The organism is Candidatus Pelagibacter sp. HIMB1493 (genome assembly GCF_052047995.1).
Taxonomy (GTDB): Bacteria; Pseudomonadota; Alphaproteobacteria; order Pelagibacterales; family Pelagibacteraceae; genus Pelagibacter.
The window spans coordinates 945051-969541 of record NZ_JBNAIP010000001.1; the positions used below are offsets into that span (position 1 = coordinate 945051).

Annotated in this window: 25 protein-coding genes; 11 read left to right on the forward strand and 14 right to left on the reverse strand. The window is 30.6% G+C overall.

Annotation, left to right across the window (positions count from 1 at the left end):
• Nucleotide 1 precedes the first annotated feature (1 nt).
• Genes ACTTBK_RS05005 through ACTTBK_RS05035 form a run of 7 tightly spaced genes read right to left on the reverse strand, consistent with a single transcriptional unit; the run spans nucleotide 2 to nucleotide 9064 of the window.
• Nucleotides 2–817 carry a type IV pilus modification PilV family protein gene (locus tag ACTTBK_RS05005; protein WP_440618886.1) on the reverse strand — a complete coding sequence of 272 codons (816 nt, stop codon included), beginning with the start codon at nucleotides 815–817 and terminating at the stop codon, nucleotides 2–4.
• Complete coding sequence (locus ACTTBK_RS05010) at nucleotides 817–1392, reverse strand: pilus assembly FimT family protein (RefSeq protein ID WP_440618887.1); 576 nt, start codon at nucleotides 1390–1392, stop codon at nucleotides 817–819. The genes ACTTBK_RS05005 and ACTTBK_RS05010 overlap by 1 nt, the downstream gene beginning before the upstream one ends.
• Before the next feature lie 6 nt (nucleotides 1393–1398).
• A complete protein-coding gene (locus ACTTBK_RS05015; protein ID WP_440613825.1) occupies nucleotides 1399–2688 on the reverse strand; it encodes a type II secretion system F family protein in 1290 nt (429 codons plus the stop codon).
• 3 nt (nucleotides 2689–2691) lie between these two features.
• Nucleotides 2692–4434, reverse strand: a complete 1743-nt coding sequence (locus ACTTBK_RS05020; protein WP_440618888.1) for a GspE/PulE family protein — start codon at nucleotides 4432–4434, stop codon at nucleotides 2692–2694.
• Nucleotides 4435–4461: 27 nt separating this feature from the next.
• Nucleotides 4462–6078, reverse strand: coding sequence for a secretin N-terminal domain-containing protein (locus ACTTBK_RS05025; protein ID WP_440618889.1), 1617 nt, complete (start codon nucleotides 6076–6078; stop codon nucleotides 4462–4464).
• Nucleotides 6078–7298, reverse strand: coding sequence for a LysM peptidoglycan-binding domain-containing protein (locus tag ACTTBK_RS05030; protein WP_440618891.1), 1221 nt, complete (start codon nucleotides 7296–7298; stop codon nucleotides 6078–6080). Before ACTTBK_RS05030 ends, ACTTBK_RS05025 begins: the two co-directional genes overlap by 1 nt.
• The gene (locus tag ACTTBK_RS05035) at nucleotides 7298–9064 is read right to left on the reverse strand and encodes a fimbrial assembly protein (protein ID WP_440618892.1); all 1767 of its coding nucleotides are present in this window, start codon (nucleotides 9062–9064) and stop codon (nucleotides 7298–7300) included. The genes ACTTBK_RS05030 and ACTTBK_RS05035 overlap by 1 nt, the downstream gene beginning before the upstream one ends.
• 137 nt (nucleotides 9065–9201) lie before the next feature.
• On the opposite strand from ACTTBK_RS05035, the gene ACTTBK_RS05040 reads away from it, so the two are divergent.
• Nucleotides 9202–10194 (forward strand): type IV pilus twitching motility protein PilT, encoded by a 993-nt coding sequence (locus tag ACTTBK_RS05040; RefSeq protein ID WP_075506362.1) that lies wholly within the window; start codon nucleotides 9202–9204, stop codon nucleotides 10192–10194.
• 1 nt (nucleotide 10195) lies between these two features.
• On the opposite strand, the gene ACTTBK_RS05045 is transcribed toward ACTTBK_RS05040, so the two are convergent.
• Nucleotides 10196–10504, reverse strand: a complete 309-nt coding sequence (locus ACTTBK_RS05045) for a hypothetical protein (protein WP_440618894.1) — start codon at nucleotides 10502–10504, stop codon at nucleotides 10196–10198.
• On the opposite strand from ACTTBK_RS05045, the gene ACTTBK_RS05050 reads away from it, so the two are divergent.
• A complete protein-coding gene (locus ACTTBK_RS05050; protein WP_440618895.1) occupies nucleotides 10473–10838 on the forward strand; it encodes a hypothetical protein in 366 nt (121 codons plus the stop codon). The genes ACTTBK_RS05045 and ACTTBK_RS05050 overlap by 32 nt on opposite strands.
• On the opposite strand, the gene ACTTBK_RS05055 is transcribed toward ACTTBK_RS05050, so the two are convergent.
• A complete protein-coding gene (locus ACTTBK_RS05055; protein ID WP_440618896.1) occupies nucleotides 10839–11228 on the reverse strand; it encodes an ATP-binding protein in 390 nt (129 codons plus the stop codon). It abuts the gene before it with no gap.
• A gap of 68 nt (nucleotides 11229–11296) precedes the next feature.
• On the opposite strand from ACTTBK_RS05055, the gene ACTTBK_RS05060 reads away from it, so the two are divergent.
• Entirely contained in the window at nucleotides 11297–11635 is a 339-nt protein-coding gene (locus tag ACTTBK_RS05060) for a heavy-metal-associated domain-containing protein (RefSeq protein WP_440618898.1), read from the forward strand.
• On the opposite strand, the gene ACTTBK_RS05065 is transcribed toward ACTTBK_RS05060, so the two are convergent.
• Nucleotides 11632–12297 carry a hypothetical protein gene (locus ACTTBK_RS05065; RefSeq protein ID WP_440618900.1) on the reverse strand — a complete coding sequence of 222 codons (666 nt, stop codon included), beginning with the start codon at nucleotides 12295–12297 and terminating at the stop codon, nucleotides 11632–11634. The genes ACTTBK_RS05060 and ACTTBK_RS05065 overlap by 4 nt on opposite strands.
• Nucleotides 12297–13241 (reverse strand): mitochondrial fission ELM1 family protein, encoded by a 945-nt coding sequence (locus ACTTBK_RS05070; protein ID WP_440618902.1) that lies wholly within the window; start codon nucleotides 13239–13241, stop codon nucleotides 12297–12299. The genes ACTTBK_RS05065 and ACTTBK_RS05070 overlap by 1 nt, the downstream gene beginning before the upstream one ends.
• Nucleotides 13242–13262: 21 nt before the next feature.
• Between ACTTBK_RS05070 and trxB the strand changes: the two genes are divergently transcribed.
• From trxB to ACTTBK_RS05085, 3 genes are read left to right on the forward strand one after another with little or no spacing between them, the layout of a single operon-like run.
• Entirely contained in the window at nucleotides 13263–14207 is a 945-nt protein-coding gene (gene trxB, locus ACTTBK_RS05075; RefSeq protein ID WP_075506369.1) for a thioredoxin-disulfide reductase, read from the forward strand.
• Nucleotides 14208–14235: 28 nt separating this feature from the next.
• A complete protein-coding gene (locus ACTTBK_RS05080; RefSeq protein WP_440618903.1) occupies nucleotides 14236–15270 on the forward strand; it encodes an NAD-dependent epimerase/dehydratase family protein in 1035 nt (344 codons plus the stop codon).
• Nucleotides 15271–15319: 49 nt separating this feature from the next.
• A complete protein-coding gene (locus ACTTBK_RS05085; RefSeq protein ID WP_440618905.1) occupies nucleotides 15320–15952 on the forward strand; it encodes a hypothetical protein in 633 nt (210 codons plus the stop codon).
• A 2-nt stretch (nucleotides 15953–15954) separates the two neighbouring features.
• On the opposite strand, the gene ACTTBK_RS05090 is transcribed toward ACTTBK_RS05085, so the two are convergent.
• Both ACTTBK_RS05090 and ACTTBK_RS05095 read right to left on the reverse strand, forming a co-directional pair.
• A complete protein-coding gene (locus ACTTBK_RS05090) occupies nucleotides 15955–16608 on the reverse strand; it encodes an NAD(P)H-binding protein (RefSeq protein ID WP_440618906.1) in 654 nt (217 codons plus the stop codon).
• Between the two features lie 3 nt (nucleotides 16609–16611).
• The gene (locus ACTTBK_RS05095; protein ID WP_440618908.1) at nucleotides 16612–17799 is read right to left on the reverse strand and encodes a pyridoxal phosphate-dependent aminotransferase; all 1188 of its coding nucleotides are present in this window, start codon (nucleotides 17797–17799) and stop codon (nucleotides 16612–16614) included.
• A gap of 36 nt (nucleotides 17800–17835) precedes the next feature.
• On the opposite strand from ACTTBK_RS05095, the gene uvrB reads away from it, so the two are divergent.
• The 5 genes from uvrB to pgsA are packed head-to-tail and all read left to right on the forward strand — an operon-like array spanning nucleotide 17836 to nucleotide 23575.
• On the forward strand, nucleotides 17836–20010 hold the full coding sequence (gene uvrB, locus ACTTBK_RS05100) for an excinuclease ABC subunit UvrB (RefSeq protein ID WP_440613811.1): 2175 nt from the start codon (nucleotides 17836–17838) through the stop codon (nucleotides 20008–20010).
• On the forward strand, nucleotides 19992–20744 hold the full coding sequence (locus tag ACTTBK_RS05105) for an SDR family oxidoreductase (protein ID WP_440618910.1): 753 nt from the start codon (nucleotides 19992–19994) through the stop codon (nucleotides 20742–20744). The genes uvrB and ACTTBK_RS05105 overlap by 19 nt, the downstream gene beginning before the upstream one ends.
• Nucleotides 20741–21166 (forward strand): dihydroneopterin aldolase, encoded by a 426-nt coding sequence (locus tag ACTTBK_RS05110; RefSeq protein WP_440618912.1) that lies wholly within the window; start codon nucleotides 20741–20743, stop codon nucleotides 21164–21166. Before ACTTBK_RS05105 ends, ACTTBK_RS05110 begins: the two co-directional genes overlap by 4 nt.
• On the forward strand, nucleotides 21153–22988 hold the full coding sequence (gene uvrC, locus ACTTBK_RS05115; protein WP_440618914.1) for an excinuclease ABC subunit UvrC: 1836 nt from the start codon (nucleotides 21153–21155) through the stop codon (nucleotides 22986–22988). The genes ACTTBK_RS05110 and uvrC overlap by 14 nt, the downstream gene beginning before the upstream one ends.
• 2 nt (nucleotides 22989–22990) lie before the next feature.
• Entirely contained in the window at nucleotides 22991–23575 is a 585-nt protein-coding gene (gene pgsA / locus ACTTBK_RS05120) for a CDP-diacylglycerol--glycerol-3-phosphate 3-phosphatidyltransferase (protein WP_075506378.1), read from the forward strand.
• Here pgsA and ACTTBK_RS05125 read toward each other — a convergent pair.
• Nucleotides 23572–24453 carry a branched-chain amino acid aminotransferase gene (locus ACTTBK_RS05125; RefSeq protein ID WP_440618915.1) on the reverse strand — a complete coding sequence of 294 codons (882 nt, stop codon included), beginning with the start codon at nucleotides 24451–24453 and terminating at the stop codon, nucleotides 23572–23574. The two genes, pgsA and ACTTBK_RS05125, sit on opposite strands and share 4 nt — an antisense overlap.
• Nucleotides 24454–24491 lie beyond the last annotated feature (38 nt).

The following is a 24491-nucleotide window of genomic DNA, read 5'->3' on the forward strand; positions in this document are numbered from 1 at the left end:
TTTAAGTTCCAGCTAAAAATAATCTTCTAAATTTTTCTTCAATTTTGTCTTGTTTAATAATTATTGTAACTTGTTTCTTTTTGACGGTTTCATAAATATCAACTCCATCTTCTTGATCTGTAACTCCATCATTATCTTTATCAACAGGGACATCTTTTTCGATGTCTTCAATTTCTAATAATCTCTTATCTCCAGTTCTTGCAGGACCGAGATGCTTCTTCAATAAAGTTCCCCAATTATCTAGGTCAGCCAAAACTTTTTGATTTGTTATTGTCGCTTTATATGTGGTGTCTTCAAACTTTGTCATGTCTAGATCATCATAAGGATCTAAACTACCTTCAGAATTAGATATAAATGTAATTGGAGCATTTTCTGTAGCATCAGATGCCATATTTTTATTTGGTGTATCATCAGGAACATCTGATCTTTCCAAAGATAAAGTAGTGTTGTTATCATCATCGAAAGCAGTTGAGTCTGTAATTTCGTATTTACCACCCACTCCCTCGATTATTATTTGATCTCCATCACCTGGTAATTGAGCAAGACCCTTTACTTTTAAAGAAGCGCCTGCTGTTGTATCTTCAAATACTCTTGGATTTCCATATTGCGCAGCTACAGGATTGTAAACTGCTGCAAGTTCTTCAAACATTAATTCTACTGCATAAGCAGCTTTGTCAAACTTCCTTAAATTTGCAAAATCTCTTTCTTGATAAGATTGTAATGTCATAAATACAGTTACCGCTATTCCCAAAACACCAGCTGCAGTCATACCCTCAACCAAAGATACACCCCTCTGAAATTTGTGTTTTAAACTCATTACATTCTTTTCCCATTGTTAAAAAAACCTGTCTCATATGTGTGCAAATAACCTTTTTTTCCTCCAGCATTTTCGGAAGCTTGTATTTCTCCTCTGGCATTTTCAGGTGAAGATCCATCAGGTAAAAAACAAAAAAAGTTATTCGAGGCAGAAACTTTTGAGCAGTTACCTGTCGTAGATGTACATCTACTGATTGTCATATGCTCAAGTTCTTTTGTTAAATCTGTTAGCTTGGTTCCTTTATCATTTGTACCATCAAAATCAGAACATTTGGTGGCTGTAGATTTATGATATTCTACATTGTATCTATTCAATCCTTGTGCCTGCCAAACTTCTAAATCTGCAGTATTGTTAGAAGTGTCATTTACAATTCTGATCGTATAAGCATTTCCATCTTCAAGGGACAGTTGTCTAACGTAATTTATTTGACCTCGAATTGTTGCAAGATCGCTCTCGAAATTATCTTGATCACCAAAATTATCAATTGCTGGAAAACCAACTGCACCAATAATGGATATGATGGCTATAGTAGTCATCAACTCCAAAATACTGAAACCTTTTTCTTTGATTTTCATTAAGGTCTATCCTACAGCTTGACCAATACTGAAGATTGGCATGTACAAAGCTATCATAAGAACCCCGATAATCGCACCAATTATCACAATCATTAATGGTTCTATAATTGAGGATAAGGCCGCAACAACACCATCAAATTCTTCTTCATAGTAAGTTGCAATTGACTGAAACATTTCTTCCATATTTCCTGTTCTCTCACCAACAGCTGTTAACTGTGCAAGAGCTGGAGGGAATATATGTTCTTCTTTTTGTAGTAACGCAGACAATGTTTGACCAGTCACTATCTGCCTCCCAATTCTCTCTAACGCATAAATAAAAACTAGATTTGTAGTAACAGATTTGGAAATCTTTATTGTGTCTATGATACTTACTCCAGCTCTAGTTAGATTGGCCATAATCATACACATCCTAGACACTGTTGCCTTAACAATTAAATCTCCAAACAATGGAAATTTTAAAAATCTCTTATGCATTACATGTCTAAATCCCTCTATATTTTTGTACATGAAGTTATAAGAAACTCTAATAATTACTATAATTCCAACGATTTTCATTATATTGGTTGGATTAGCAATAAATCTACTCGCATTAACAATAACTAAAGTTGCTGCTGGGAGTTGAACACCCATTGAGCCATACATCTTCTCGAAAACAGGAACGACTTTCCATAACATGAAAATTGTAATTACTGTTGCAACCGTCAAAAGCATTATTGGATAAAATAATGCACTTTTTATACCTTGTTTAATTTTTGCATTTTTCTCTAATAACTCTACAAGTTTAATTAAAAATTCATCTAATTTACCACTAGCTTCACCTGCAGAGATCATATTCAAATAAATATTGTCAAAAATTTTTGGGTGCTTGGCAAAAGCATCCGTTAAATTCATTCCGCCATTTAAATCTTTTATTATGGCATGAGCAGTCATTTTCATCTTCATATGTACAGTTTGATCTCTGATCATCATGATAGACTCTAAAATAGGCAAACCCGCCTTGATCATAGTTGATACTTTTTTTGTAAACTGCAATAATTCCTTCGGTGGAACTTTGGCCCAAGGTCCAAAATTTAAATAAATATTTCCTTTTGCAATAATAATAGGGGCGTTACTTATAGGAACATCATCCAAAGATGGTGGACCTTTCTTTTCGGATTTACCGTTACCTTTTTTGATTGAGGTAACAATAATTTTTTTTTTCCTAAGTTCTACTGCAGCACTTTTTGGATCAGATGCAGAAATTACACCATTAATTTTTTTTCCAGCTTGAACACCAGCATATTGAAATGTTGCCATAAACTAAACTACTAAAATTCTAGAATATTCTTCAACAGATAATATACCTTTTTTAATAAAATTTCTGCCAATAACTTGCATAGTTTTGAAACCATCCTTAATTGCAACTTCAAGCATTTCATCTCCTCTAGCATCTCTCAATATCGCAGCTTCTAAGTTAGGAGTTTTTTTTAACACTTCATAAATTCCTTGTCTTCCTTTGTATCCAGTGTTGTTACATTCTGCACAACCTGCACCCATTTTGGGGGTAAAAGTATTTAACTCTTCTTCTTTAAAACCATATTGCAATAAAGTTTCTTTAGTTGCTTTTTCATCATCAACTGTACAAGAAGAACAATTCTTTCTCGCCAACCTTTGAGCAACAATTAAACTCAATGCTGATGCAACCATGAAACTTGGAACACCCATATTTACTAATCTGACAACCGTAGAAACCGCATCATTTGTATGAAGCGTACTTAATAATAAGTGTCCAGTTAAAGCTGCTTTAATCGCAATATCTACTGTAGATTTATCTCTTATTTCTCCAACTAGAATTACCTCTGGGTCTTGTCTTAAAAAAGATTTTAATATCGCTTCAAATGTTAAACCAATTTCATTGTTAGCTTGAATTTGTCCAACACCTTTTAAATAAAATTCAACCGGATCTTCGGCTGTCATTATATTTGTTCCGGGATTATTAATTTTTTTAATACAGCCATAAAGAGTTGTACTTTTACCACTACCTGTTGGACCCGTAACCAAAACCATTCCTTGAGGAGCAGTTATAGCTGTAACTAAATTATCATAATCCTCTTTATCTAGACCGATTTGCTCTAAACCAAGATCTGGTCCAGCAGCAAGTAAACGCATAACAACTCTTTCACCTTCTTTAGCTGGAATAACTGAAAATCTAACATCAATATCAACATCATCTTCATTTTTTGGTTGTGGATTTTTAAATTGAAGTTTTCCATCTTGAGGCAACCTTTTTTCTGAAATATCACAACCTGACATAATTTTTAGCCTTGTTACTATTGCATTGTAATTCTCCATCAAAAATTGTTTGAACTGTAATTGTTCTTGGAGCACGCCATCTTTTCTAAATCTTATTCTTGCCTCACCTCTTCTAAAAATTTCAATGTGAATATCACTCGTGCCACTAAAAAATGATTCGTTTAAAAGTTTATCGACAAATTCCACAACAGCATTCTCACCTTGAGTAATTTTTACATTTGGAACCTTCACGTTTAAATTTGGTTTTGAGACTGATGATTTTTGTGCTTGATTATTTTGAGAGTCTTGTGTCGCTTCAATTACAGATTTAAATTTTAATGCTTGATCTAAATTTGATGGTTTTGCAACATACAATTCTACATTACATCCAGTCATACTTTTAATCTTACCTGCTAATGTAGATTTAGTTGGATCAAATAAAGCAATTTTTAAAATTCTTCCATTTAGTTCAAATGGAAGCATTTCGTTTTCCATTATAAAATCTTTTGGAAGTTTTTTTACAGCTTCTTTTTTAATATTTTGCTCAGTTAGAATAGTTTTACGTAAAGCATAATTTCTTGAAACTGCAGAAACAATATCATCTTCACTTACTAATTTATCATCAATTAAATACTCTAAAACTCCAAGAGGAACCTTGCCATTACTATCGTATTTTTTTTTAGCCTCATTAAAGTTAGCTTCAGATAATTTTCCACTAGTTTTTAAAAGGTTTGAAATCTTAATACTTATTTCAGGATTTATTGAAGGCATGTTTAAAGTTATAATAAAAATTATAAGTTATACAACATTTGCACTTAGGAATATTAACAGTTGAGTTTTATCGTCTTTATCAGTTGTTTGTCTAAAAAATGCTCCTAGTAATGGAATTTTTGAGAAGAACGGCACATAAGTTTCGCTGTTTTCTCTAGTATTTTTATAAACACCTCCAAGCACAGCTACATCACCTGCATTAATTTGTACTATAGATGTAAGTGATTCCTCGTTCGTTACAACGTCATCACCTGAGCTTTCACCTGGTGCATCATTTGCAAGTGATAATTCAATTTTTACTCTACTTTCTCCAACAATTTCCGGTTTCACCGTGATGCTTAAATTTTGTGGAATTTCTACTGTAGATCCTGCAGCATCACCTGAAGCTGGAATTACTTTTACTAAAGTTGTACCTTGAGTAAGAGTTGCTTCTTCACCGTCCATTGCAAATAGTTTTGGATTTGAAACTGTTTCTGTATTAGAGTCTTTCACTGATGCAGTGATTACAGCTTTGATCTTTGTCATTCCTATATTTCCAAGCAAAAATGCTCCTCCTGCCAAACTGACTGCATCTGATAAATCTGCATTAGATATAGCTTCAGGACTCGTATCAGCCACAGGAGTTATTGAAGTTGTATTTCCTGGGTTGGTATCAATCCCTGAAAAAGTTATTCTATCACTTCCATTTGCAGTTGCCGCAGCATTTAATGCATCTATGTTCGCACTAAAGTTTTTATTAAAGCCATCAGTTGCATTAACAATATAAGCCTCGATCATTACTTGTTTTTTTTCCAAGTCAATTTTGTTTAAAATATTCTCTGCCTGATTTAATTGTGCATATGTTCCTGTAATTATAATTTGATTATTTTTTTCATCATCTACCATAGTAAAGCCTTCGGTTTCACCCATAACTTCCCCAAGAGATTCTACTAAATCTGTTGAACTTTGATAAAAGACTTTAAATATTTCTGTAACCAAAGGTTCAGAACCATCTCCCTCGTTTGATACTGAACCGCCAATATCTAAGGAAGCTAAATTATTATTTTCCTCTATAGTATTGTCTATTTTAGCTTTTTCTAATTCAGCAAAAAATTCTTTTGTATGAACTCTTAGCAAACCAGAATCTTCATCAACAGTCATAATTAAACTGTTAATATCTAAAATAGCATAAACAGCAGAACCCCATTTTATATTTTCAAAATCAATAGTTATTTCACCATCTACTTCATTACCTATGATAATATTTCTCTGAACTAATCCAGCAAATAATTTTAAAGCTGATCTTATATTCATATTATTAAGCTTTAAACTTACTTCGGTATCTTCCAACTTTTTAATCTTTAAATTTCTATCAATTAGTTTAAGTGATTTTTTTTCAAGCGTTTTACCCTCTGTTAAAGAGATTCTTCTTACTAACTTTTCCTCTTTTTTATTTTTATTTAAAATATCGTTTGAGTCTTGATTGAATTGTTCTGCAGTTTGTCTAAAATTTTCAGCACTTGCCTTTACATTGAAAGACTCAATTTCTTGAACAGCTCCTTTATCTTTTTGATCATAAGCCATTTTGGGCCTATTTGAACTACTGCAACTTACTAGTAACATAGAAAGTGTTAAAACCAGGAATGATTTAATAAATTTTGTCATTAATTGAATAAATCCTCAACATTGGTTACTGTTTCACTTTCATTATCGTTATTATTATTTTCATTATTCTCTGTTTGATTTTCAATATTTATATCATCATTGTTTACATCATCGTTGATTAAATCTTCATTATTTGATTGTGGTAATGATGCAATTGCCATTCCTACTATTGGAGTATTAATTAAAAACTCATATTCAATATTATCCTCTAAAACAATCATTTTATTTTTTTCAATTGACACTATCACGCCATCTCTGTTTCCTATTCTGTCTCCTTCTCTAACCATAAATTGACTGTTGCTTATTTCAATTATTGCAAGATTTTTTCTATTTATTTTAAAATCGTTAATACTCTTCTTGTCTAAGTTTTCATAAGAAATATTCTCATTCGTATAAATTGGAATTTTTACTAATTGATTTTCGTTTAAAATAATTGTGTTTTTTTCAAAAGCATTAAATTCTATTAATTCACTTATTTCTCTTTCATATCTTCCAGCAATATCAGCTATTGTTTCGTTCTCATTTGTTACATGAATAAAGAATGGGAGTAATAGTTTATCACCAATCAAAATAATATTTTCATCATCCAGATCATTGTAAGAAGCAAGTTGCGTTGCATTTAAATTATATCTTTCAGCAATCGTATTTAAGTTTTGACCCTCTTTTACGATATGAAATCTATTTGGTATAACTATCTTGTCACCAATTACTAATTTTCTTGATCCAGGATAAATTGCATTTGCAACTTCTATTTCTCTTAAAGAAAAACCGTATCTAAAAGCAATCTTCTCAATTGTATCGTCTTTCGAAATAGTGTGAGTAGTAGGTGTTTTTGCTCTATCGATTTTTTTTATTTTAGCTCTTTGAAATTGATGATCAGATTCTTTGCTTAGTGCAACACCTTTTAATAGATAATCTCTTAAAGAGTATGCAATTATTGGATCAATATTTAAAACTGTAACAATTTCGGTGCTCTCAGGTTCAGCCTCAACAACTTCAATCACCTCTTCAGTGTTATTAGATAATTCTTCTGCCAATTCCTCTTCATTAGCTTCTTCTTGAATTAATAAATCTGTCTCAGACTCAACTGTATCTTCAATTTTAATCTCAACTACTTCTGGCTCTCTTACAATACCAATTTCATTAGTAAATGGATCGCTGCTAAAAGAATTACCAAAATAGAATAGAAAGATAATTGTAAATATAAATCTTAGTAACATTATTCTTTACCTGCCTCTAATAGATCTGAAACTATAGTTTCATCATCAAATACTTCATTTGATAAAGCTTTTAATGATAATCTTGAATTAAATTTTTTTGTTATTTTTTCTTTGGGTAAATCTTCCTCTTTTAGGTCAGGTTGTCCAGCAACTGTGTAAAGTGCTATTCGATCTTGTTTAGAAAATTCAACTAATGCCTCAATTTTACTATCATTAACAACTTCATTGTCTGAAAAACTATTCATCATATTTACCACAGCTTGATCGTTCATGGCTACACCAGAAAATAAAATATTATGTTTTTCTTGTATTCCAAAACTAGTCAATCTTATATTTTTTGGAACTATTTGATTTAAACTTGCATAAAGATTTGCAGTTGTTTTTAAATTTGAACCAAATGCTGCTGCAATTCTTTTATCTTCATTTATACTATCGATTTTTGCATTATATCCTTGCAAGAGATTATTTTTACTTTCAAGATCTTCCTCTAAAATTTTAGTGGCAGCTAATTTAGATGAATTATTCATTAATTTTAAAATTTTAAATGGAAGAACGTGTCCAATAATACCTAAAACAAAAATCATAGAAATCATTAAACAAAAATTACCTAAAGATTTTGATCTTCTGTTAGTTTTTACCTGATCAAAATTAGATAAAAGATTTACAGAAATTATTTCGTTAGTTTCAAGATTAAAAGAATTTAATTTTCTTGATGCTATACCAATTGCTTCTGATGCAAGAGATTTATTGCTAAGTGAATCTATATATTTTTTTGCACTATCAGAAATCTCAGCAGAGTCCTCAGGATTATAAAGCTTAACAACAACATCTCCCAATTGTCGCTCAATTCCTTTTGAAACATTTTTAATTTTAGATTTATCTGAAATTACTGTAATGATATTTATAGGATCAAATTCATACTTTGTTTCATACTCAACTAAATACTGTTTAATTTGAGAACCTAGTCTTTCAAAAATTTCATCCCAAAATTCTGTTTCTATACTTTCTACCTCTTCAACTGTATCAAGTAATACCTGATCTGCTTCAATAATATTTAATTCTGAATATTGAAAACCTTTATTAGAACAAATAGTTATACTCTTCTCTTCTTTAGTATAGTTTAAAATGACATTTGGAGTTTCAAATCCTTCTTTACCAAGAAGAATTCCTTGAGAGTTAACATGAGCGAAAGGTGCAAGATCAATGACCACAGGATTGTAACCTGCAAGTCTAAAAATATTAGAATAAGTTTCCACAAACTTTATCTCCATGGCAACTAAAACCACATCCATTACACCAAGCTCTTCGTTTGTACTCATTACAGAATAACTTGTTTCAAATTCATCTAAATTTTCAGGTGTTTCATCAAACTGATCCCAAAATCCACCTAAAGCGGTTGCCTCCCTTAAACTTTCTTCATCCATAATTGGAATTTGTAAATTATAAATTTGTGCTTTGGATGTATCTAAAGAAACGGCAATGTCTTTTGTTTTAGTCTTAATAGAGTCTAATGCATTTTTTACTTGATCACTTAAATATGTTGTTGCGGATAAAAAATCTTGGTCTTCTCCAATTCCTGCTATTTGTTGATTAGAGAAATTATCAATTTTACAAACACCTTTTTTGTATGAAATTTCTGCGGCTTGAATAAATTTATCTCTAAAAACCACACCTATTACTTTTTCTTTTTTTGAGTGATTTTTTCCTATTAATTTAATGATAGGAGCAAAAGCTTTTGCAATAGGAGGTCCAATTTTATCAATCATAATTTTTTATAAAAACCGAATAAAATCACAATAATAAATACCGAATCGGTACACAAGCATTAGTTGTGTTACTTTATATATGTATCAATATTAAAAAAAACTTGAAAAGCTATAACTTTTAGAGCATCAAAACATTTATGAGTCTTCATGATAAATTAAAATCATATCCAAAAGAATATGATTTGTCGGATATCCACATCAGATCGAATCAACCATTTGCAATCAGAGAAAATGGTGAGATCAAAGTTTTTAGTGAAGATATTGTTTCAAGACAAGATATAGAAACTTTTTGGAAACAATCTTTAGATAAAGCGCAATATGATTATTTAATTAGCAATGGTGATTTAGATTTTGCTGTTGTTGTTGATGGACAGAGATTTAGAGCAAACGGTTATTATTCTTCATATGGACCAAGTATGGTTCTTAGAAAAATTATAAGCGAGATTCCTAATATTGAAAAACTAGGTTTGCCACCGGCAGCACATGAAGCAATCACTCATAAAACAGGTTTGGTACTTGTTACAGGACAAACTGGTTCTGGTAAATCTACATCACTTGCTGCAATGATAGATCAGATTAATTCTCATAGAGCAGAAAATATAATTACAATTGAAGATCCTATTGAATTTGTTCATCCTGCTAAAAAAAGTATTATTTCTCAAAGGGAAGTTGGAAAAGATACTGGTAGTTTTGCAAAAGCATTGAAGTCCGCATTAAGACAAGATCCTGATGTAATTTTAGTTGGTGAGATGAGAGATCTAGAAACTATTTCATTAGCATTAACTGCTGCAGAAACCGGTCACTTAGTTTTTGGAACTTTACATGCAAGTAGCGCGTCATCAACAATTACAAGAATTTTAGATGTATTTCCCCCAGCTCAAAAAGAACAAGCGCAAACAATGTTAGCAGGATCAATCAGATTAGTAATGTCTCAACAATTATTAAAAAAGAAAGGTGGAGGAAGAATTGGCTGTCATGAAGTAATGACAGGGACACCAGCAATAAGAAATTTGATTAGAGAAGGTAAAACAGAGCAAATTCAATCTACTCTTCAAACATCTGCTAAAGACGGAATGTTTACAATGGAAAAATGTCTTGAAGGTTTAAAGCTAAAAAAATTAGTTGAATAAATTAATTTGAACTTTCAGTAAATCTTTGTTGCGGAACTACTGCAGAAAAAATTCCAGTGCCAGTACAATTACTTTCAGTTTGTTCACCAAGACCTCTATTTACACTTGAGGGGTTTGGATTGTTTGCTCCTTCACATTTTAAATTGAAATCTACATTACCTTTTAACTCAACTTCAACCTCTAAAAACTTGATATTGTTAGCTGTGGATTTTGTTATGATATTATTATAAAGATAGTTAGCTGCCAAAAATGCAAAAAAAGCTAAAAAGAATATTTTAATGTTATTTAAATTTTTTTTAAAATTTACCATTGTTTTAATTGTTATAGCTTTTATTCCTAAAAATTCTAATGCAAATATTTATCAATTAAGTTGTAAAAATAAAAAAAATACAACTGTTTGGGTTTATTCAAATAAAAGAAAACAAATCATTCTAACAAAAATTAATAGTTCAAAGACAAAAGTAAATTTCAAGATGGATAGACAAACCCCATCATCTTTTACATCAAACGGTTCAATTGGAGGATTGCAGACTAATGTAACTTATAATCAAAATTCAAATGAATTAGCAATGCTGCAAAAATCTTTAAGAGGTTCCAACCAGTTTTACAAGTGCTCAAAGCCTAAACTTATTAAAGAAGAGTAGTTAAAAAATTAAAGTTAAAGTTGTACCTGGACCAACTTGATTATGTTTGTACTCACAAAATTTCGAGGTTTTTTTTATAAAGTATACTCCCAAACCTCCAGGTCTGACTTTATCTAAATCTCTTGGTTTAATTGTATCTAATGGTACTTGTTCACCGTAGTCAGTAATTATTACTTTAAGCTCACTATCATTTAAAATTTCTAAATTTAAATCAATTTTTTGATCTTTTTTCATTTTATATGAATAACGAATTACATTTTGCAAAGCTTCATCAATTGCTAGAGTTACACTTGCTATTTCAATATTTGGTAGATTTAATTTGCAATATTCCTCTATTTTAAATCTTGTATCTTTTAACTCTGAAGGATTTGAATGCATTTTTATGTTCATAAATAAATTTCAATAGTATTACCCAATATGGGTATATTAAATTAAAAAAAATAGTTTATAAGAGAATTATGAAAAAAATCTTATTAGTTTTATTTACATCATTATTATTTTTTCAAAACATAGTCAAAGCAGAAGTTGCTATGATTGGAGTTGTAGATGGAATGGTATGTATGGCATGCCAAGCAAAAGTTGAAAAAGAACTTAAAGCTGCAACAGGCGAAGGTAATGTTGAGGTTTCATGGCCAGAAGGCGTTGCTTTTATAAACTTTGAAAATACTCCAAATTTTTCTGAAGAGGACTTTAAAAAAGTAATTGAGAATGCTGGTTTTGCAGTTGGTAAAGTTGCTACCTTAAATGAAAAAATTATTGATCCAAAATCTGGATTAATTTCATTAAATAAATTTTAATTATTTACTTTCCAGTCAGTTTCGAAAGTCACATAGTTTACTTGTAAACATCGTCTTTCTTTAAGAATGCTCTTTTTTTCCATGCCATGCCAAGTATTTGGTCCGCTGGTAAAAAGATAGCCATAGTTATTTCTGTAAGGCAATGTTTTAACTTTCTTTAATTTCTCATTATAAAAATCAGTCCCTAAATCTTCAGACTCGTTAGTTTTATTTACAAAAATTAATCCTGACATTAATTTTTCTTTAATATCACAGTGCGGTTTGAGCCAAAAACCTTCTCTATCACAAATCACCTCTACCCTTACGTATGAGTTCGATAAATCTTTATTGATCATTTTGGATATTGTCTCAAATGTTTCTTTTGATTGTAGTTCATTTATAAATTTTACAAGATTTGGAAATTGAGAACTATTTTCTTTTGTTACAAAACATCTAAATTTTATTGCTTTACCACCAGAGGAAATACCTTCTCTGAATTCTGCTGCCCCTCCATCAATTGCTCTTGTTCCGTCATAATTCAAATTATGCTCACTTAAATTTGGAATATCTGCTTTAATAATCTCTTCAATTGCTCCGTCAGATAGAGCATTGCTATATTCCCAATGATCAAATGGTGTTTCATATTTTTTTGAATTATTTTTTATAGAATTTAAAAATGACATTAAGATTGAATTTTTTCTTTTATAACTTTTGCTACTCTATTAGTTTCATCAAGTTTTTCATAGTTCCAATTTTCAATTTCCTCACCTAAGTTTCTAGTGATATTTAGTTCTCTAAATAAATTTCTAAATCTTTGGAATCTTTTGTCATTCTTTTTTGGTAAAATATTAGCAACATAAATTGGTTTGCCTGTCAAAGCAGCTTCAGAGATCATGGAGCTAGAGTCACATGTAACAACTATATTTTCAGATAAAGCTAAAGCAGATAGATATGCCTTTTTATCTACATCCATAATCACTGTGTGATTTTCTCCAAAAAACTCTTTTGCATAATGAATAGTATTTATTGGGGTTCTCATTGATGGAATTACTACTAATTGGAAATTATGTTTCTTCATTAATTTATAAAACATTGAGAAAATGTGTTTCATATTTTTAGTTGAATAATCATAATATTTTGTTGGTCCTCCCATAATTAAGCACCAAATTTTTCTCTCATCTTGTTTGATAAAAGAATTTAAATAATCTTTATTTTCTTCAATTTCTTTCTCTGAAAGATAATGAATAGCTCCCTTTGTGCTAATAACATTTTTGCCTTTAATTCCATCATGTTCTGGAGCAACAATAAAATCGAAATGATTAAAATCTATTTTTGGATCTTGGATATGAATATTAAATATTTTTTTTTTAGAAATACTTTTTAAGTGAATAGATGGAATTACACTCTTTCTTCCACATGAGATTATTAAATCAAAATCATTATCTTCAATCTTTTTATAAACATTTTGAGAAATTGGAGTAAATTTAGGTGGAACAAGTTTCCAAATACTTTTTAGTTCAACCTTGTGGTGAGTAAAATCAATATCAAGTGCTTTAGCAAGTCCCTCGACTTGACTAATCATTCCGTGCATCCCTTGAGTTAATAATAAACCTTTTAATTTAGACATTAATCACTATATAGCTTTCATATGAGTCAAAATCCAACTAAACACACAAAAGTGTTAATAATTGGATCTGGTCCTGCCGGATACACAGCTGCTGTTTATGCTGCACGAGCAATGTTGAATCCTATCCTTGTTCACGGAGCTCAACCAGGCGGACAATTAACAACTACAACTGATGTGGAAAATTTTCCAGGCTTTGCTGAAGTAATTCAAGGACCATGGCTAATGGATCAAATGAGAGATCAAGCAAAAGCTGTTGGAACAGAAATGATAGAAGACCATATCGGATCAGTGAATTTAAAATCTACTCCATTTGAGGCTGTTGGTGACAGCGGACAAAAATATACTGCAGATAGCATAATTATTTCAACTGGCGCACAAGCAAGATGGTTAAACATTAAATCTGAACAAGAATTTAGAGGATTTGGAGTTTCGGCATGTGCCACATGTGATGGTTTCTTCTTTAAAGACAAAGAAGTTGCTGTAGTTGGAGGTGGTAACGCTGCAGTAGAAGAAGCAATGTTTCTTACAAAATTTGCATCAAAAGTAAAATTAATTCATAGAAGAGATAGTTTGAGAGCTGAAAAGATGCTTCAAAAGAAATTGATGGAAAATAAAAAAATTGAAATTGTTTGGGACTCTGTTGTTGAGGATGTTTTAGGGGATAGTGAACCAAAAAATGTAAAGGGTATAAAAATTAAAAATTTGAAAACTGAAAAAACAGAAGAAGTTAAATTAGATGGATTATTTATTGCAATTGGTCACGATCCTGCAACTCAACTTTTCAAAGATCAATTAGAAATGGATAAAGAAGGTTATTTAATTACAAAACCAGATTCTACAGAAACTAATATTCCTGGAGTTTACGCTGCAGGTGATGTTAAAGATAAAACTTTTCGACAAGCAGTGACAGCAGCTGGTATGGGATGTATGGCTGCGTTAGAAGCAGAAAAATTCTTATCTCATTAGTTTGAGATACAATTAATAAATAATTAAAATGAGAAATGTTATGACTGATAGAGTGCTATTAACTGGAATAAGTGGATGGATAGCCAAACATACTGCAATAGAATTATTAAATTCAGGTTATGATGTTTTAGGAACAGTTAGAAGTGATGACGTAATTTCTCAAACAAAAGAGACAATTAGTAAATATGCTTCGATAGATAAGTTATCTTTTATAAAACTCGATCTTTTAAGTGACGAAGGTTGGGAAGAAGCTGCAAAGGGATGTAAATATATAATTCATATGGCTTCCCCTTTTCCGATGAAGGTCTCAAAAAATAGAGAAAATTTAATACCAGTTGCAAAAGATGGAACTTTAAGAGTTTTAAATGCTGGTATCAAAGCAAATGCAGAGCAATTTGTAGTTACATCTTCAATAGCAGCAATGTTTAGAAAGCCAAATAGATCAAATCCTTATTCATTTAGTGAAAATGATTGGACTGATGAAAATTGGGTTGAAGGAGTTAATGATTATTTTCTATCCAAAACAATTGCTGAAAAAGCAGCCTGGGAATTAATGGAAAGTAAAGGGATTAAAAATAAACTTACTTGTATAAATCCTGGTGGAGTATTTGGAGATGCTTTAGATACTAAAGGTGGAACTTCGATTGAATATGTAAGACAATTTTTAAAAGGTAAATTTCCAGCAACACCTAAATGGGGGATCTTAATATCTGATGTTCAAGATGTCGCAAAATCTCATGTTGCTTGCTTAGGAAATTCAAAAGTTGGTGGCAGAAGATTAATTATTGGAAAAGAAGTTAAAACACTACTTGAGACATCAAAAATTTTAGCTGAAGCATTGCCAGACTATGCAAAAAAACTTCCTAAGAAAACTTTACCAAATTTTATGGTGAAATTTATTAGCATGTTGGACTCAAGTGCAAAAACAATGATCCCTGATCTTGAATTAGAGATGAAACCAGAGACGAAATATGCTGAAGATTTAATTGGTTTTAAATTTAAACCAGCAAGTGGGGCTCTAATTGATGCTGGAAAATCAGTAGTAAGATTAGGCTTAGTATAAAAATTTTGTATAACGTCATCTTTAAATTTCAGGTATAAAATTAGTCGAAATGAACAGAAGAAAATTTATAAAAACTGTAAGTCAAATTATGATTGCTTGGGGATTAAATCCAAAGCTCGCATTTGCTTCAGAAACTAATAAAATATTATCAGGAAAATTTTTTATAGATGGTAAGGAAGCAGAATTAAATTTTCAAGATTTAAATAATTCTACAATTGAAACTAAAGATGAAAAATCAATTATTAAAGTAAAAGATGATTTTTATTTGATAAGACCTGAAACAAAACTTCAATTTGTCTCAAAGAACTTATTAAAAGTTATCAAAGGTTCTGTTCATGCAGTCTTTGGAAAAAGACAAGATGAATTAAATGTTGAAATTCCTCACGGCACAATTGGAATAAGAGGAACCTCTATTTTCATTGATATTGAGCCTAAACAGAACAGAAGTTATTTTTGTAATTGTTATGGAGAAACAGTTCTCTATGATAAAAAAGGAAATTTATTAGAAACAGTGGTTTCATATGGGCACGAGTCTGGTGCACTTACAGAAGATGGAAAATTTAAACGTTATGGAATTAATTATTTAAAAAATATTTATGCTTTAAGACATCCAAAGATATTTGATGAAGAAATGGAAAAAGTTGGGTGTATCGTAGAAAATAGTCATTGTACCTTAAAATAAATTTATTTTACTAAATCTGAAATTTGATCTGACTCGAAGATTTTTTGATCAATATTACTATTTGCAAGTTTAATCATTGCTTTTGCGATTGTTTCTGAATGAATTGATCTCATTTTCTTTAATGGTCCAACAAATAAAGGGTTAAGAAGCTTAAAAATTATTATTCCTATTTTCTCACCTAGTCTAAATTCTTTTCTGTTACCTAATATAAATGAGGGTCTCATAATTCCTATTTTAGAAAAACCTAAACCTAAGATCTCTTCCTCTACAAGGCCCTTATATTTTAAATAATCTCCTGAACTTTTGGAATTTGCATATCCTGAAGATACAAAAAAATAAGATTTAACATTGTTAGATTTTGTAATTTGGGCTACTTGTTTTGGGATATCTAATTCAATTCTTTGATATTCATTTTTATCAGGAGAATTTTTTTTTGTTGTCCCAATACAGAAAAAACATTCATCTCCCTCAATTTCTTCTTTGTGTTTTTCTAAATTATTAAAATCAGTTTGAATTACTTCAATTTTTGAGTTGTTTATTTGAGTTGAGGAACGGACAAATATTTTAATTTTAGAGTAATTATTATTCTGAATAAGTTGATTTAAAACATGTCCGCCAACTAATCCAGTTGCACCAAATAGTAATGCTGTTTTCACTTATTAAGAAAGGCTTTCACAAAAGGATTTTATTCTATCCATTGCTTTCTTCAAATTTTGCATTGAAGTAGCATAAGAAATTCTAAAGTATCCATCTAAACCAAATGCAGACCCTTGTACGACTGCAACATTCGATTGTTCAAGTAGTTTTTGAACAAATTCTGTATCTGTTTTCAATTTAGTTTTTTTATTCAACAATCCCTTACAACTTGGAAATACATAAAAAGCTCCGTTAGGGGTTAAACAGTTTATACCTTTAATGCTGTTTAAACTTTTAACAACAAAATCTCTTCTTTCTTTGAATGCTTTAGATCTTTTTTTTATAAAACCTTGGTTGCCATTTAAAGCTTCAACTGCAGCAGCTTGACTTATTGATGATGGGTTTGATGTGGATTGAGATTGAATTTTACCAATTGCTTTTATGATATCCTTTGGTCCAGCGGCATACCCTATTCTCCAACCTGTCATTGCATACGATTTACTAACCCCATTCATTGTCAAAGTTCTATCTTTTAACTTTGAATTTTGAGCAATCGTATAAAAATTAAAATTATCATATGCTATATGTTCATAGATGTCATCACTCAAAATATGAACTTTTTTATTTTTCATTAAAACTTTAGCTAAATCTTCAATTTCTTTTTTTGAGTAGCCTGCTCCAGTTGGATTGGAAGGTGAATTTAAAATCACCCATTTTGTTTTTTTAGTAATGGCTTTTTTTAATTTACTTGCAGTAAGTTTAAATCCTTCTTCTTCTGTGCACTTAACTATCTTTGGTTTTCCACCAGCTAATAAAACCATATCGGGATAAGAAACCCAAAAAGGTGCAGGAATAATTACTTCATCCCCTTTATTTAAAGTTGCCATGAAAGCATTATAAAGAACTTGTTTTCCACCAGTTCCAACAGTGATTTGATCTGTAGTGTAATTAATTTTGTTTTCTCTTTTAAACTTATCTACGATTGCTTTTTTTAAAGCAGGTGTTCCATCTACAGCTGTGTATTTGGTGTCTCCACTTTTGATAGCTTTAATTGCAGCATTTTTAATATTATCTGGTGTATCGAAATCTGGTTCTCCAGCTCCAAGTCCAATTACATCTTTTCCTGCAGCTCTAAGTTCTCTTGCTTTTTGAGTAACTGCAATAGTTGGTGATGGTTTAATTCGTTTTAAACTGTCTGATATTATGCTCATTGAAATATAAATAAATTCTAATACGCTGTTTAATATATGGAAAATACTTATCAAGATTTAATTACAGATATTCAGAGTAAAAATCCTAAAATTGGTGGAAAACTCGAAGGTGGAAAAAAATTCAAAATTAAATCTGATTTTAAACCTGCGGGTGATCAACCAGAAGCTATTAAAAAATTAGTAAACGGTGCAAATAAAGATCAATTTAACCAGGTATTACTTGGAGTTACAGGATCTGGAAAAACTTTTACAATGGCAAAAGTTATCGAGGCTACTAATAGACCTGCATTGATACTTGCTCCAAACAAAACGCTAGCAGCACAACTCTATGGAGAAATGAAAACATTTTTCCCAGATAATGCAGTTGAATACTTTGTTTCTTATTATGACTATTACACTCCAGAAGCGTATGTACCAAGATCTGACACTTACATAGAAAAAGAGGCATCAATTAATGAGCAGATTGATCGAATGAGACACTCAGCAACTAGATCTCTTTTAGAAAGAGATGATGTTTTAATTGTAGCAAGTGTTTCATGTATTTATGGATTAGGTTCTGTTGAGGCGTACAGTAAAATGACGCTAACTCTTCAAAAAAATTATGATTACAACAGAGAAGAAATAATTAAATCTTTAGTAGCTCTACAATATAAAAGAAATGATCAAAATTTTTATAGAGGAACATTTAGAGCTAGAGGAGAATATTTAGAAATATTTCCCTCCCATCTAGAAGACAGAGCTTGGAGGCTTTGTCTATTTGGAGATAAATTAGAACAAATAGAAGAATTTGATCCTCTAACAGGAGATAAAGTTAGAGAGCTAAGTTTAGTAAAAGTCTATGCGAATAGTCATTACATAACTCCTAAGCCCACAATTGAACAAGCAGTCATTAATATAAAAAAAGAATTAGAAATAACTTTAAAAAAACATAGAGCAGAAAATAAATTATTAGAGGCTCAAAGGTTAGAAGAAAGAACTAAGTTTGATTTAGAAATGATTGAAGCAACTGGTTCTTGTGCAGGAATTGAAAACTATTCAAGATTTTTATCTGGAAGAAAACCAGGAGAACCTCCTCCTACTCTATTTGAATATTTTCCAGATAATACATTAATATTTGTTGATGAATGTCATGTAACTGTTCCACAACTTAATGGAATGTACAAAGGAGATAGATCAAGAAAAAGTACTCTTGCAGAATATGGGTTCAGACTACCATCGTGTATGGATAATAGACCCTTAAAGTTTGAAGAGTGGGATTTAATGAGAACTCAAACTGTATTTGTATCCGCAACACCAGGACCATGGGAACTAGAGCAAACAAAAGGAAAATTTATTGATCAAGTTATCAGACCAACTGGACTAATTGATCCTGTAGTTGAAATTAGACCTGCAAAAAATCAGGTAGATGATTTGATGCACGAATGCAAAAGAGTGATTGAAAACAATCATCGAGTTTTAGTCACAACTCTTACTAAAAAAATGGCAGAAGACTTAACAGAATATCTTCATGAAAATGGAATTAAAGTTAGGTACCTTCACTCAGATATCGATACTTTGGAGAGAATTGAAATAATGAGAGATTTAAGAATGGGTGTATTTGATGTTTTAGTTGGGATAAACTTATTAAGAGAAGGTCTAGATATTCCTGAATGTGCACTAGTTGGAATATTAGATGCAGACAAAGAAGGTTTTTTAAGATCGGAAACATCACTCATTCAAACAATAGGAAGAGCAGCAAGAAATGTAGATGGAAAGGTTATTTTGTATGCTGATAAAGAGACTAAAAGTATAAAAAAGGCAGTTGCTGAAACTGATAGAAGAAGAAATATTCAAATAGCTTATAATAAAAAACATAAAATTAGTGCTACATCAGTTAAAAAAGAAATTAGCGATATTTTAGAGAGTGTTTATGAAAAAGATTATGTAAAAATAAGCGAGGGTTCTAATGTTGGTGGAAACTTAAAGAAACATCTTAAAGCACTAGATAAAAAGATGAAAGAGGCTGCATCTAATCTTGAATTTGAAGAAGCCGCTAAAATTAGAGACGAAATAAGAAAGTTGGAAAGTAGCGAATTAGAAATTACATTAAATCCAAAAATAAGGCAGTATGATGTAAAAAATAAACTTTATCCTAAAGGTCGATCAACAATGGGGATGCCTGGAACAAAAGTTACAAAAAAAAGAGATAAAAAATGGAAGCACGGAAAATAATTATTACAGGTGGAGCAACAAGAATTGGTGCTGCAATAGCAAAAAAATTATCTGGTCCTAATAAAGAAATTTTGATTCATTTTAATAAATCAAAATCAAAAGCTGAGAAGTTAAAAAAAGAACTATCAAATAATGGTACTAAAGTTTACTTGGTTAAAGGTGATTTAAGTAAAGAAAATGATGTAAATAAAATAGTAAAATATGCAAAATCAAAACTTAAGTATTTTGATTGTCTAATTAATAATGCCTCTTTGTTTGAAAATGATAAATTAGAAAACTTTACAACAGATAGTTGGGGGCAGCATTTAAGAACAAATTTAAGAACACCTGCATTATTATCAAAAGAGTTTGCAAAAAATGTTAAAGGAACAAACAACAATATAATTAATATAATTGATCAAAGAGTTTTCAAACTAACTCCATATTTTTTCTCGTACACAATTAGTAAAACTGGACTTTATACTTTAACCAAAACTAGTGCTATGAGTTTAGCTCCAAAGATTAGAGTAAACGGTATTGCGCCTGGCCCAACTATTAAAAATCAAAGACAATCTGAAAAACATTTTAGAAAACAGTATTTAGCAACCCCACTAAAAAGACAAGTAGATGTTGAACAAATATGTAATGCTGTTGACTTTTTTATAAAAAATATATCTATTACAGGACAAGTTTTAGCCATAGATAGTGGGCAGAACTTAAACTGGCAAACACCAGATATTATGGGCAAAGAATGAAAAGAGGTAATTTTAAGATTGTAAGAATAAATAAAAACAAAAGTCTTTTTAATTACGAAAAGAAAATTCTAATTAATGAACTAATTTTAAATTTAAAACTTGGCTATTATGACTTTGAAAAGAAAAAACCTCAAAAAGTTAAATTTAGCCTAGAAATTGATTACGAGGATAAAAAGCCATCAAGTGATAAAGATATAAAATCAATTGTTAATTATGGAACAATTGTAAAATTGATCACAAAACTTGTTAAAAAAAAACATTACAACTTTCTTGAAACATTAGCTGAGGCTGTATTTGATGAATTATTCAAAGATCAAAGAATTGCTAAAATAATGTTGAAAATTGAGAAATTAGAAATTCTTAAGCAATGTTCATCTGTTGGTATTCAAATTACCAAAAAAAGAAGTCATGATAAGCTCTGAAATAGGAAAAGAGGTAATTAAAAAAGAGCTCTCGCTAGTCCCTAAACTTCCTGGTGTCTACAGGATGCTAAATGAAAAAAATGAAATCCTTTATGTAGGAAAAGCAAAAAATCTTCCTAATAGACTTAAAAGTTATGTATCTGAAAAAAACCATATAATCAGAACTGAGAGAATGTTGTCTCAAACTAGAAAATTAGAGATAACAACTACTTCGAATGAAAGTGAAGCTCTACTTCTAGAAGCAAACCTAATTAAAAAATTTAAACCAAAATTCAATATTTTATTAAGAGATGATAAATCATTTCCATTCATCTTCATTGGTAACAAAGATAAATGGCCACAAATCAAAAGACATAGAGGAAAAAAAACAAAAGAAGGGTTTTATTTTGGACCTTTTGCATCAGCAGGTTCAGCTAACTGGACTATAAAGATGATCCAAAAAATTTTTCATCTAAGAGTTTGTGATGATACTGTTTTTAAAAATAGAGAAAGACCTTGTATTCTTTATCAAATAAAAAGATGTTCTGGACCATGTGTTGGTTATGTTGAAAAAAGTGATTATCAACAAACAGTTGATGATGCTATTGAATTTGTGTCAGGTAAATCAAGAAAAATTCAAAAAAATCTCTCCAGCCAAATGGAAAAGGCAAGTGAGGAATTAGATTTTGAAAAAGCAGTAATTTTAAGAGATAGAATTAAAGCTTTAAATATTATTCAATCCTCTCAAAGAATTAATGAGGCAAACTTAGTAGAAGCAGATGTTATTGCTGGATACAAAGAGTCTGGCAAAACTTGTATTCAAGTATTTTTTTATCGTTCAAAGCAAAATTGGGGTAACCAAGCTTTTTTTCCAAAACATGACCCTGATGAAAAATTAGGAGATATTTTAAATTCATTCGTTTCACAATTTTATGAAAATAAAAGTGTGCCTTCTGCAATAATATTATCTGAGGAAATAAAAGAAAAAGTTTTAATTGAAAAAACTTTAACTCAAAAAGAGGGAAAACAAATTAACATTAGTGTTGCTAAAAAAGGTTCAAAACTAAAAGTAATTAATCAAGCAATAAAAAATGCAAAAGACAGTTTGAATAGAAAACTTTATGAGAGTCAGAATAATCGAGAACTTTTTGATGAAGTTGCAAAAAAATTCAATCTTGAAACAAATATAAATTTAATTGAGGTTTATGATAACAGCCATATCCAAGGAACAAATAGTGTTGGAGCTTTAATTGCATATGGTGATGAGGGATTTATTAAAAAAAGATATCGAAAGTTCAACATCAAGCACAAAAAAAATGAGCAAGATGATTACGGCATGATGAGAGAAGTATTAAACAGAAGGTTTAAACGTGCTGTTCAGGAAAAAGATAATTATCTCACTTTTCCTGATTTAGTATTAGTTGATGGAGGCAAAGGACAATATTCAGTAGCTAGAGAAAGTTTAAATGAATTAGGACTTCACGACATTCCAATTATTGCAATAGCAAAGGGTAAATTTCGTAATAGTGGAAATGAAACATTTTTTCACAATGGCAAAGAATATAAATTCTCAAAAAATGACCCCACTCTATTCTTCCTTCAAAGGATAAGAGATGAATCGCATAGATTTGCAATCAGTGCCCATAGAGCAAAGAGAAAAAAAGGAATTAGTAAATCTTTACTGGACCAAATTGAAGGTATTGGAGCAATTAGAAAAAGAGCGCTACTAAACCATTTTGGGTCAGCGAGATCTGTTGAGTCTGCTAGTTTAGATGAAATTAAATCTGTTGAAGGTGTTGAAGAAAAAGTAGCAAAAAAGATATATAACTTCTTTCACGAATAATTATGTTAAAAAAAATTCCAAATATTCTGACAATAGGGAGAATAATAATTGTACCCTTCTTCGTTTTAGCATTTTATCTCCCTGGCTTTTATGGTGATTTAACTGCTTTAATTTTATTTATAATTGCTTCATTTACAGATTTTTTAGATGGCATGTTAGCTAGAATGTTAGGACAAGAGTCTAAATTGGGAGAACTATTAGATCCAATTGCAGATAAAATTATAGTCGCTACAGCTCTAATTTTGTTGGTGATGGATGGAACAATTAGAAACTATGAAGTTATTGCAGCTATAATAATATTAACTAGAGAAATTTTAATTTCAGGATTACGAGAATTTTTAGCAAAAGGACAGATTAAACTTCCAGTTTCAAATCTTGCTAAACTTAAAACAGTATTACAAATGGTTGCTATTGGTCTTCTGCTTTCAGGAGATACTGGAAACAAAATAATCAACTTTGAAGATTATAATGCTCAAACTATTGGAATTATTCTTTTATGGTTGTCAGCTGCACTTACTTTATTTACAGGATATGATTATTTACGAAAAGGTATTGATCACGCAATATCTGAAGATAATAAAGACTAGGCTGCTTTTTTCTTTCTTACCAATGCTTGATAACTTTCGTTAAGATCAATGATTGTATCACAAACTTTGAATTGATTTTCTGCAATACAAGAAACAGGTGTCACTTCAGCGGCAGTCCCTGTTAAAAAGCATCCTACAAAATTAGGAAGTTCTGTTGGACTAATTTTTCTTTCATGTACTTTTATATTTTTTGATTTTGCAATTCCAATTACAGTTCTTCTTGTAATTCCATCTAAGAATGAGTCTGGGATTGGTGTGTGAATTTCTCCATTTTTATCTTTAAAAAATACATTGGCCCCTGTTGCTTCAGCAATATTTCCTTCATGATCCAACATTAAAGAATCTGTGTAACCTTGTTTTTCAGCTTCATGTTTTGATAATGTACAAATCATATATAAACCTGATGCTTTAGTGTCCCAAGGTATAGTGTTAGGAGCTGGTCTTCTCCAGTTTGAAATATTTAATTTAATGCCTTCGACTTTTAGTTTCGGATCAAAGTAAGATCCCCATTCCCAAGTTGCAATCGCAACATGAATTTTCGTTTGTTGTGCTGAAATAGCCATCATTTCAGTGCCTCTCCAAGCTACTGGTCTTACATATCCATTTTCTACATTCTGAGTTGCAATTATTTTATTTGAAGCAGTATTAATTTGGTCTTCAGTATAAGGAATTTCAAAACCCATTCTTCTAGCAGAATGAAAAAATCTAGATGTATGTTCCTCTAATTTAAAAATAGAGCCATCATAAACTCTTTCACCTTCAAAAACACAACTCGCGTAATGTAAACCATGACTTAACACATGGAGTTTTACATCTCCCCAATCAACAAGTTCATTGTTGTACCAAATTTTTCCAGATCTTTTATCGTACGGTATCATTAGTGAAAATATTTTAAAATATCAGTGAAAAATATCTT

What these genes read in the sequence shown, in the direction of transcription:
- ACTTBK_RS05005 (WP_440618886.1), bottom strand. Translation starts at nt 817, where the DNA reads ATGAGTTTAAAACACAAATTTCAGAGGGGTGTATCTTTGGTTGAGGGT.
- ACTTBK_RS05010 (WP_440618887.1), bottom strand. Translation starts at nt 1,392, where the DNA reads ATGAAAATCAAAGAAAAAGGTTTCAGTATTTTGGAGTTGATGACTACT.
- ACTTBK_RS05015 (WP_440613825.1), bottom strand. Translation starts at nt 2,688, where the DNA reads ATGGCAACATTTCAATATGCTGGTGTTCAAGCTGGAAAAAAAATTAAT.
- ACTTBK_RS05020 (WP_440618888.1), bottom strand. Translation starts at nt 4,434, where the DNA reads ATGCCTTCAATAAATCCTGAAATAAGTATTAAGATTTCAAACCTTTTA.
- ACTTBK_RS05025 (WP_440618889.1), bottom strand. Translation starts at nt 6,078, where the DNA reads ATGACAAAATTTATTAAATCATTCCTGGTTTTAACACTTTCTATGTTA.
- ACTTBK_RS05030 (WP_440618891.1), bottom strand. Translation starts at nt 7,298, where the DNA reads ATGTTACTAAGATTTATATTTACAATTATCTTTCTATTCTATTTTGGT.
- ACTTBK_RS05035 (WP_440618892.1), bottom strand. Translation starts at nt 9,064, where the DNA reads ATGATTGATAAAATTGGACCTCCTATTGCAAAAGCTTTTGCTCCTATC.
- ACTTBK_RS05040 (WP_075506362.1), top strand. Translation starts at nt 9,202, where the DNA reads ATGAGTCTTCATGATAAATTAAAATCATATCCAAAAGAATATGATTTG.
- ACTTBK_RS05050 (WP_440618895.1), top strand. Translation starts at nt 10,473, where the DNA reads ATGTTATTTAAATTTTTTTTAAAATTTACCATTGTTTTAATTGTTATA.
- ACTTBK_RS05045 (WP_440618894.1), bottom strand. Translation starts at nt 10,504, where the DNA reads ATGGTAAATTTTAAAAAAAATTTAAATAACATTAAAATATTCTTTTTA.
- ACTTBK_RS05055 (WP_440618896.1), bottom strand. Translation starts at nt 11,228, where the DNA reads ATGAACATAAAAATGCATTCAAATCCTTCAGAGTTAAAAGATACAAGA.
- ACTTBK_RS05060 (WP_440618898.1), top strand. Translation starts at nt 11,297, where the DNA reads ATGAAAAAAATCTTATTAGTTTTATTTACATCATTATTATTTTTTCAA.
- ACTTBK_RS05065 (WP_440618900.1), bottom strand. Translation starts at nt 12,297, where the DNA reads ATGTCATTTTTAAATTCTATAAAAAATAATTCAAAAAAATATGAAACA.
- ACTTBK_RS05070 (WP_440618902.1), bottom strand. Translation starts at nt 13,241, where the DNA reads ATGTCTAAATTAAAAGGTTTATTATTAACTCAAGGGATGCACGGAATG.
- trxB (WP_075506369.1), top strand. Translation starts at nt 13,263, where the DNA reads ATGAGTCAAAATCCAACTAAACACACAAAAGTGTTAATAATTGGATCT.
- ACTTBK_RS05080 (WP_440618903.1), top strand. Translation starts at nt 14,236, where the DNA reads ATGAGAAATGTTATGACTGATAGAGTGCTATTAACTGGAATAAGTGGA.
- ACTTBK_RS05085 (WP_440618905.1), top strand. Translation starts at nt 15,320, where the DNA reads ATGAACAGAAGAAAATTTATAAAAACTGTAAGTCAAATTATGATTGCT.
- ACTTBK_RS05095 (WP_440618908.1), bottom strand. Translation starts at nt 17,799, where the DNA reads ATGAGCATAATATCAGACAGTTTAAAACGAATTAAACCATCACCAACT.
- uvrB (WP_440613811.1), top strand. Translation starts at nt 17,836, where the DNA reads ATGGAAAATACTTATCAAGATTTAATTACAGATATTCAGAGTAAAAAT.
- ACTTBK_RS05105 (WP_440618910.1), top strand. Translation starts at nt 19,992, where the DNA reads ATGGAAGCACGGAAAATAATTATTACAGGTGGAGCAACAAGAATTGGT.
- ACTTBK_RS05110 (WP_440618912.1), top strand. Translation starts at nt 20,741, where the DNA reads ATGAAAAGAGGTAATTTTAAGATTGTAAGAATAAATAAAAACAAAAGT.
- uvrC (WP_440618914.1), top strand. Translation starts at nt 21,153, where the DNA reads ATGATAAGCTCTGAAATAGGAAAAGAGGTAATTAAAAAAGAGCTCTCG.
- pgsA (WP_075506378.1), top strand. Translation starts at nt 22,991, where the DNA reads ATGTTAAAAAAAATTCCAAATATTCTGACAATAGGGAGAATAATAATT.
- ACTTBK_RS05125 (WP_440618915.1), bottom strand. Translation starts at nt 24,453, where the DNA reads ATGATACCGTACGATAAAAGATCTGGAAAAATTTGGTACAACAATGAA.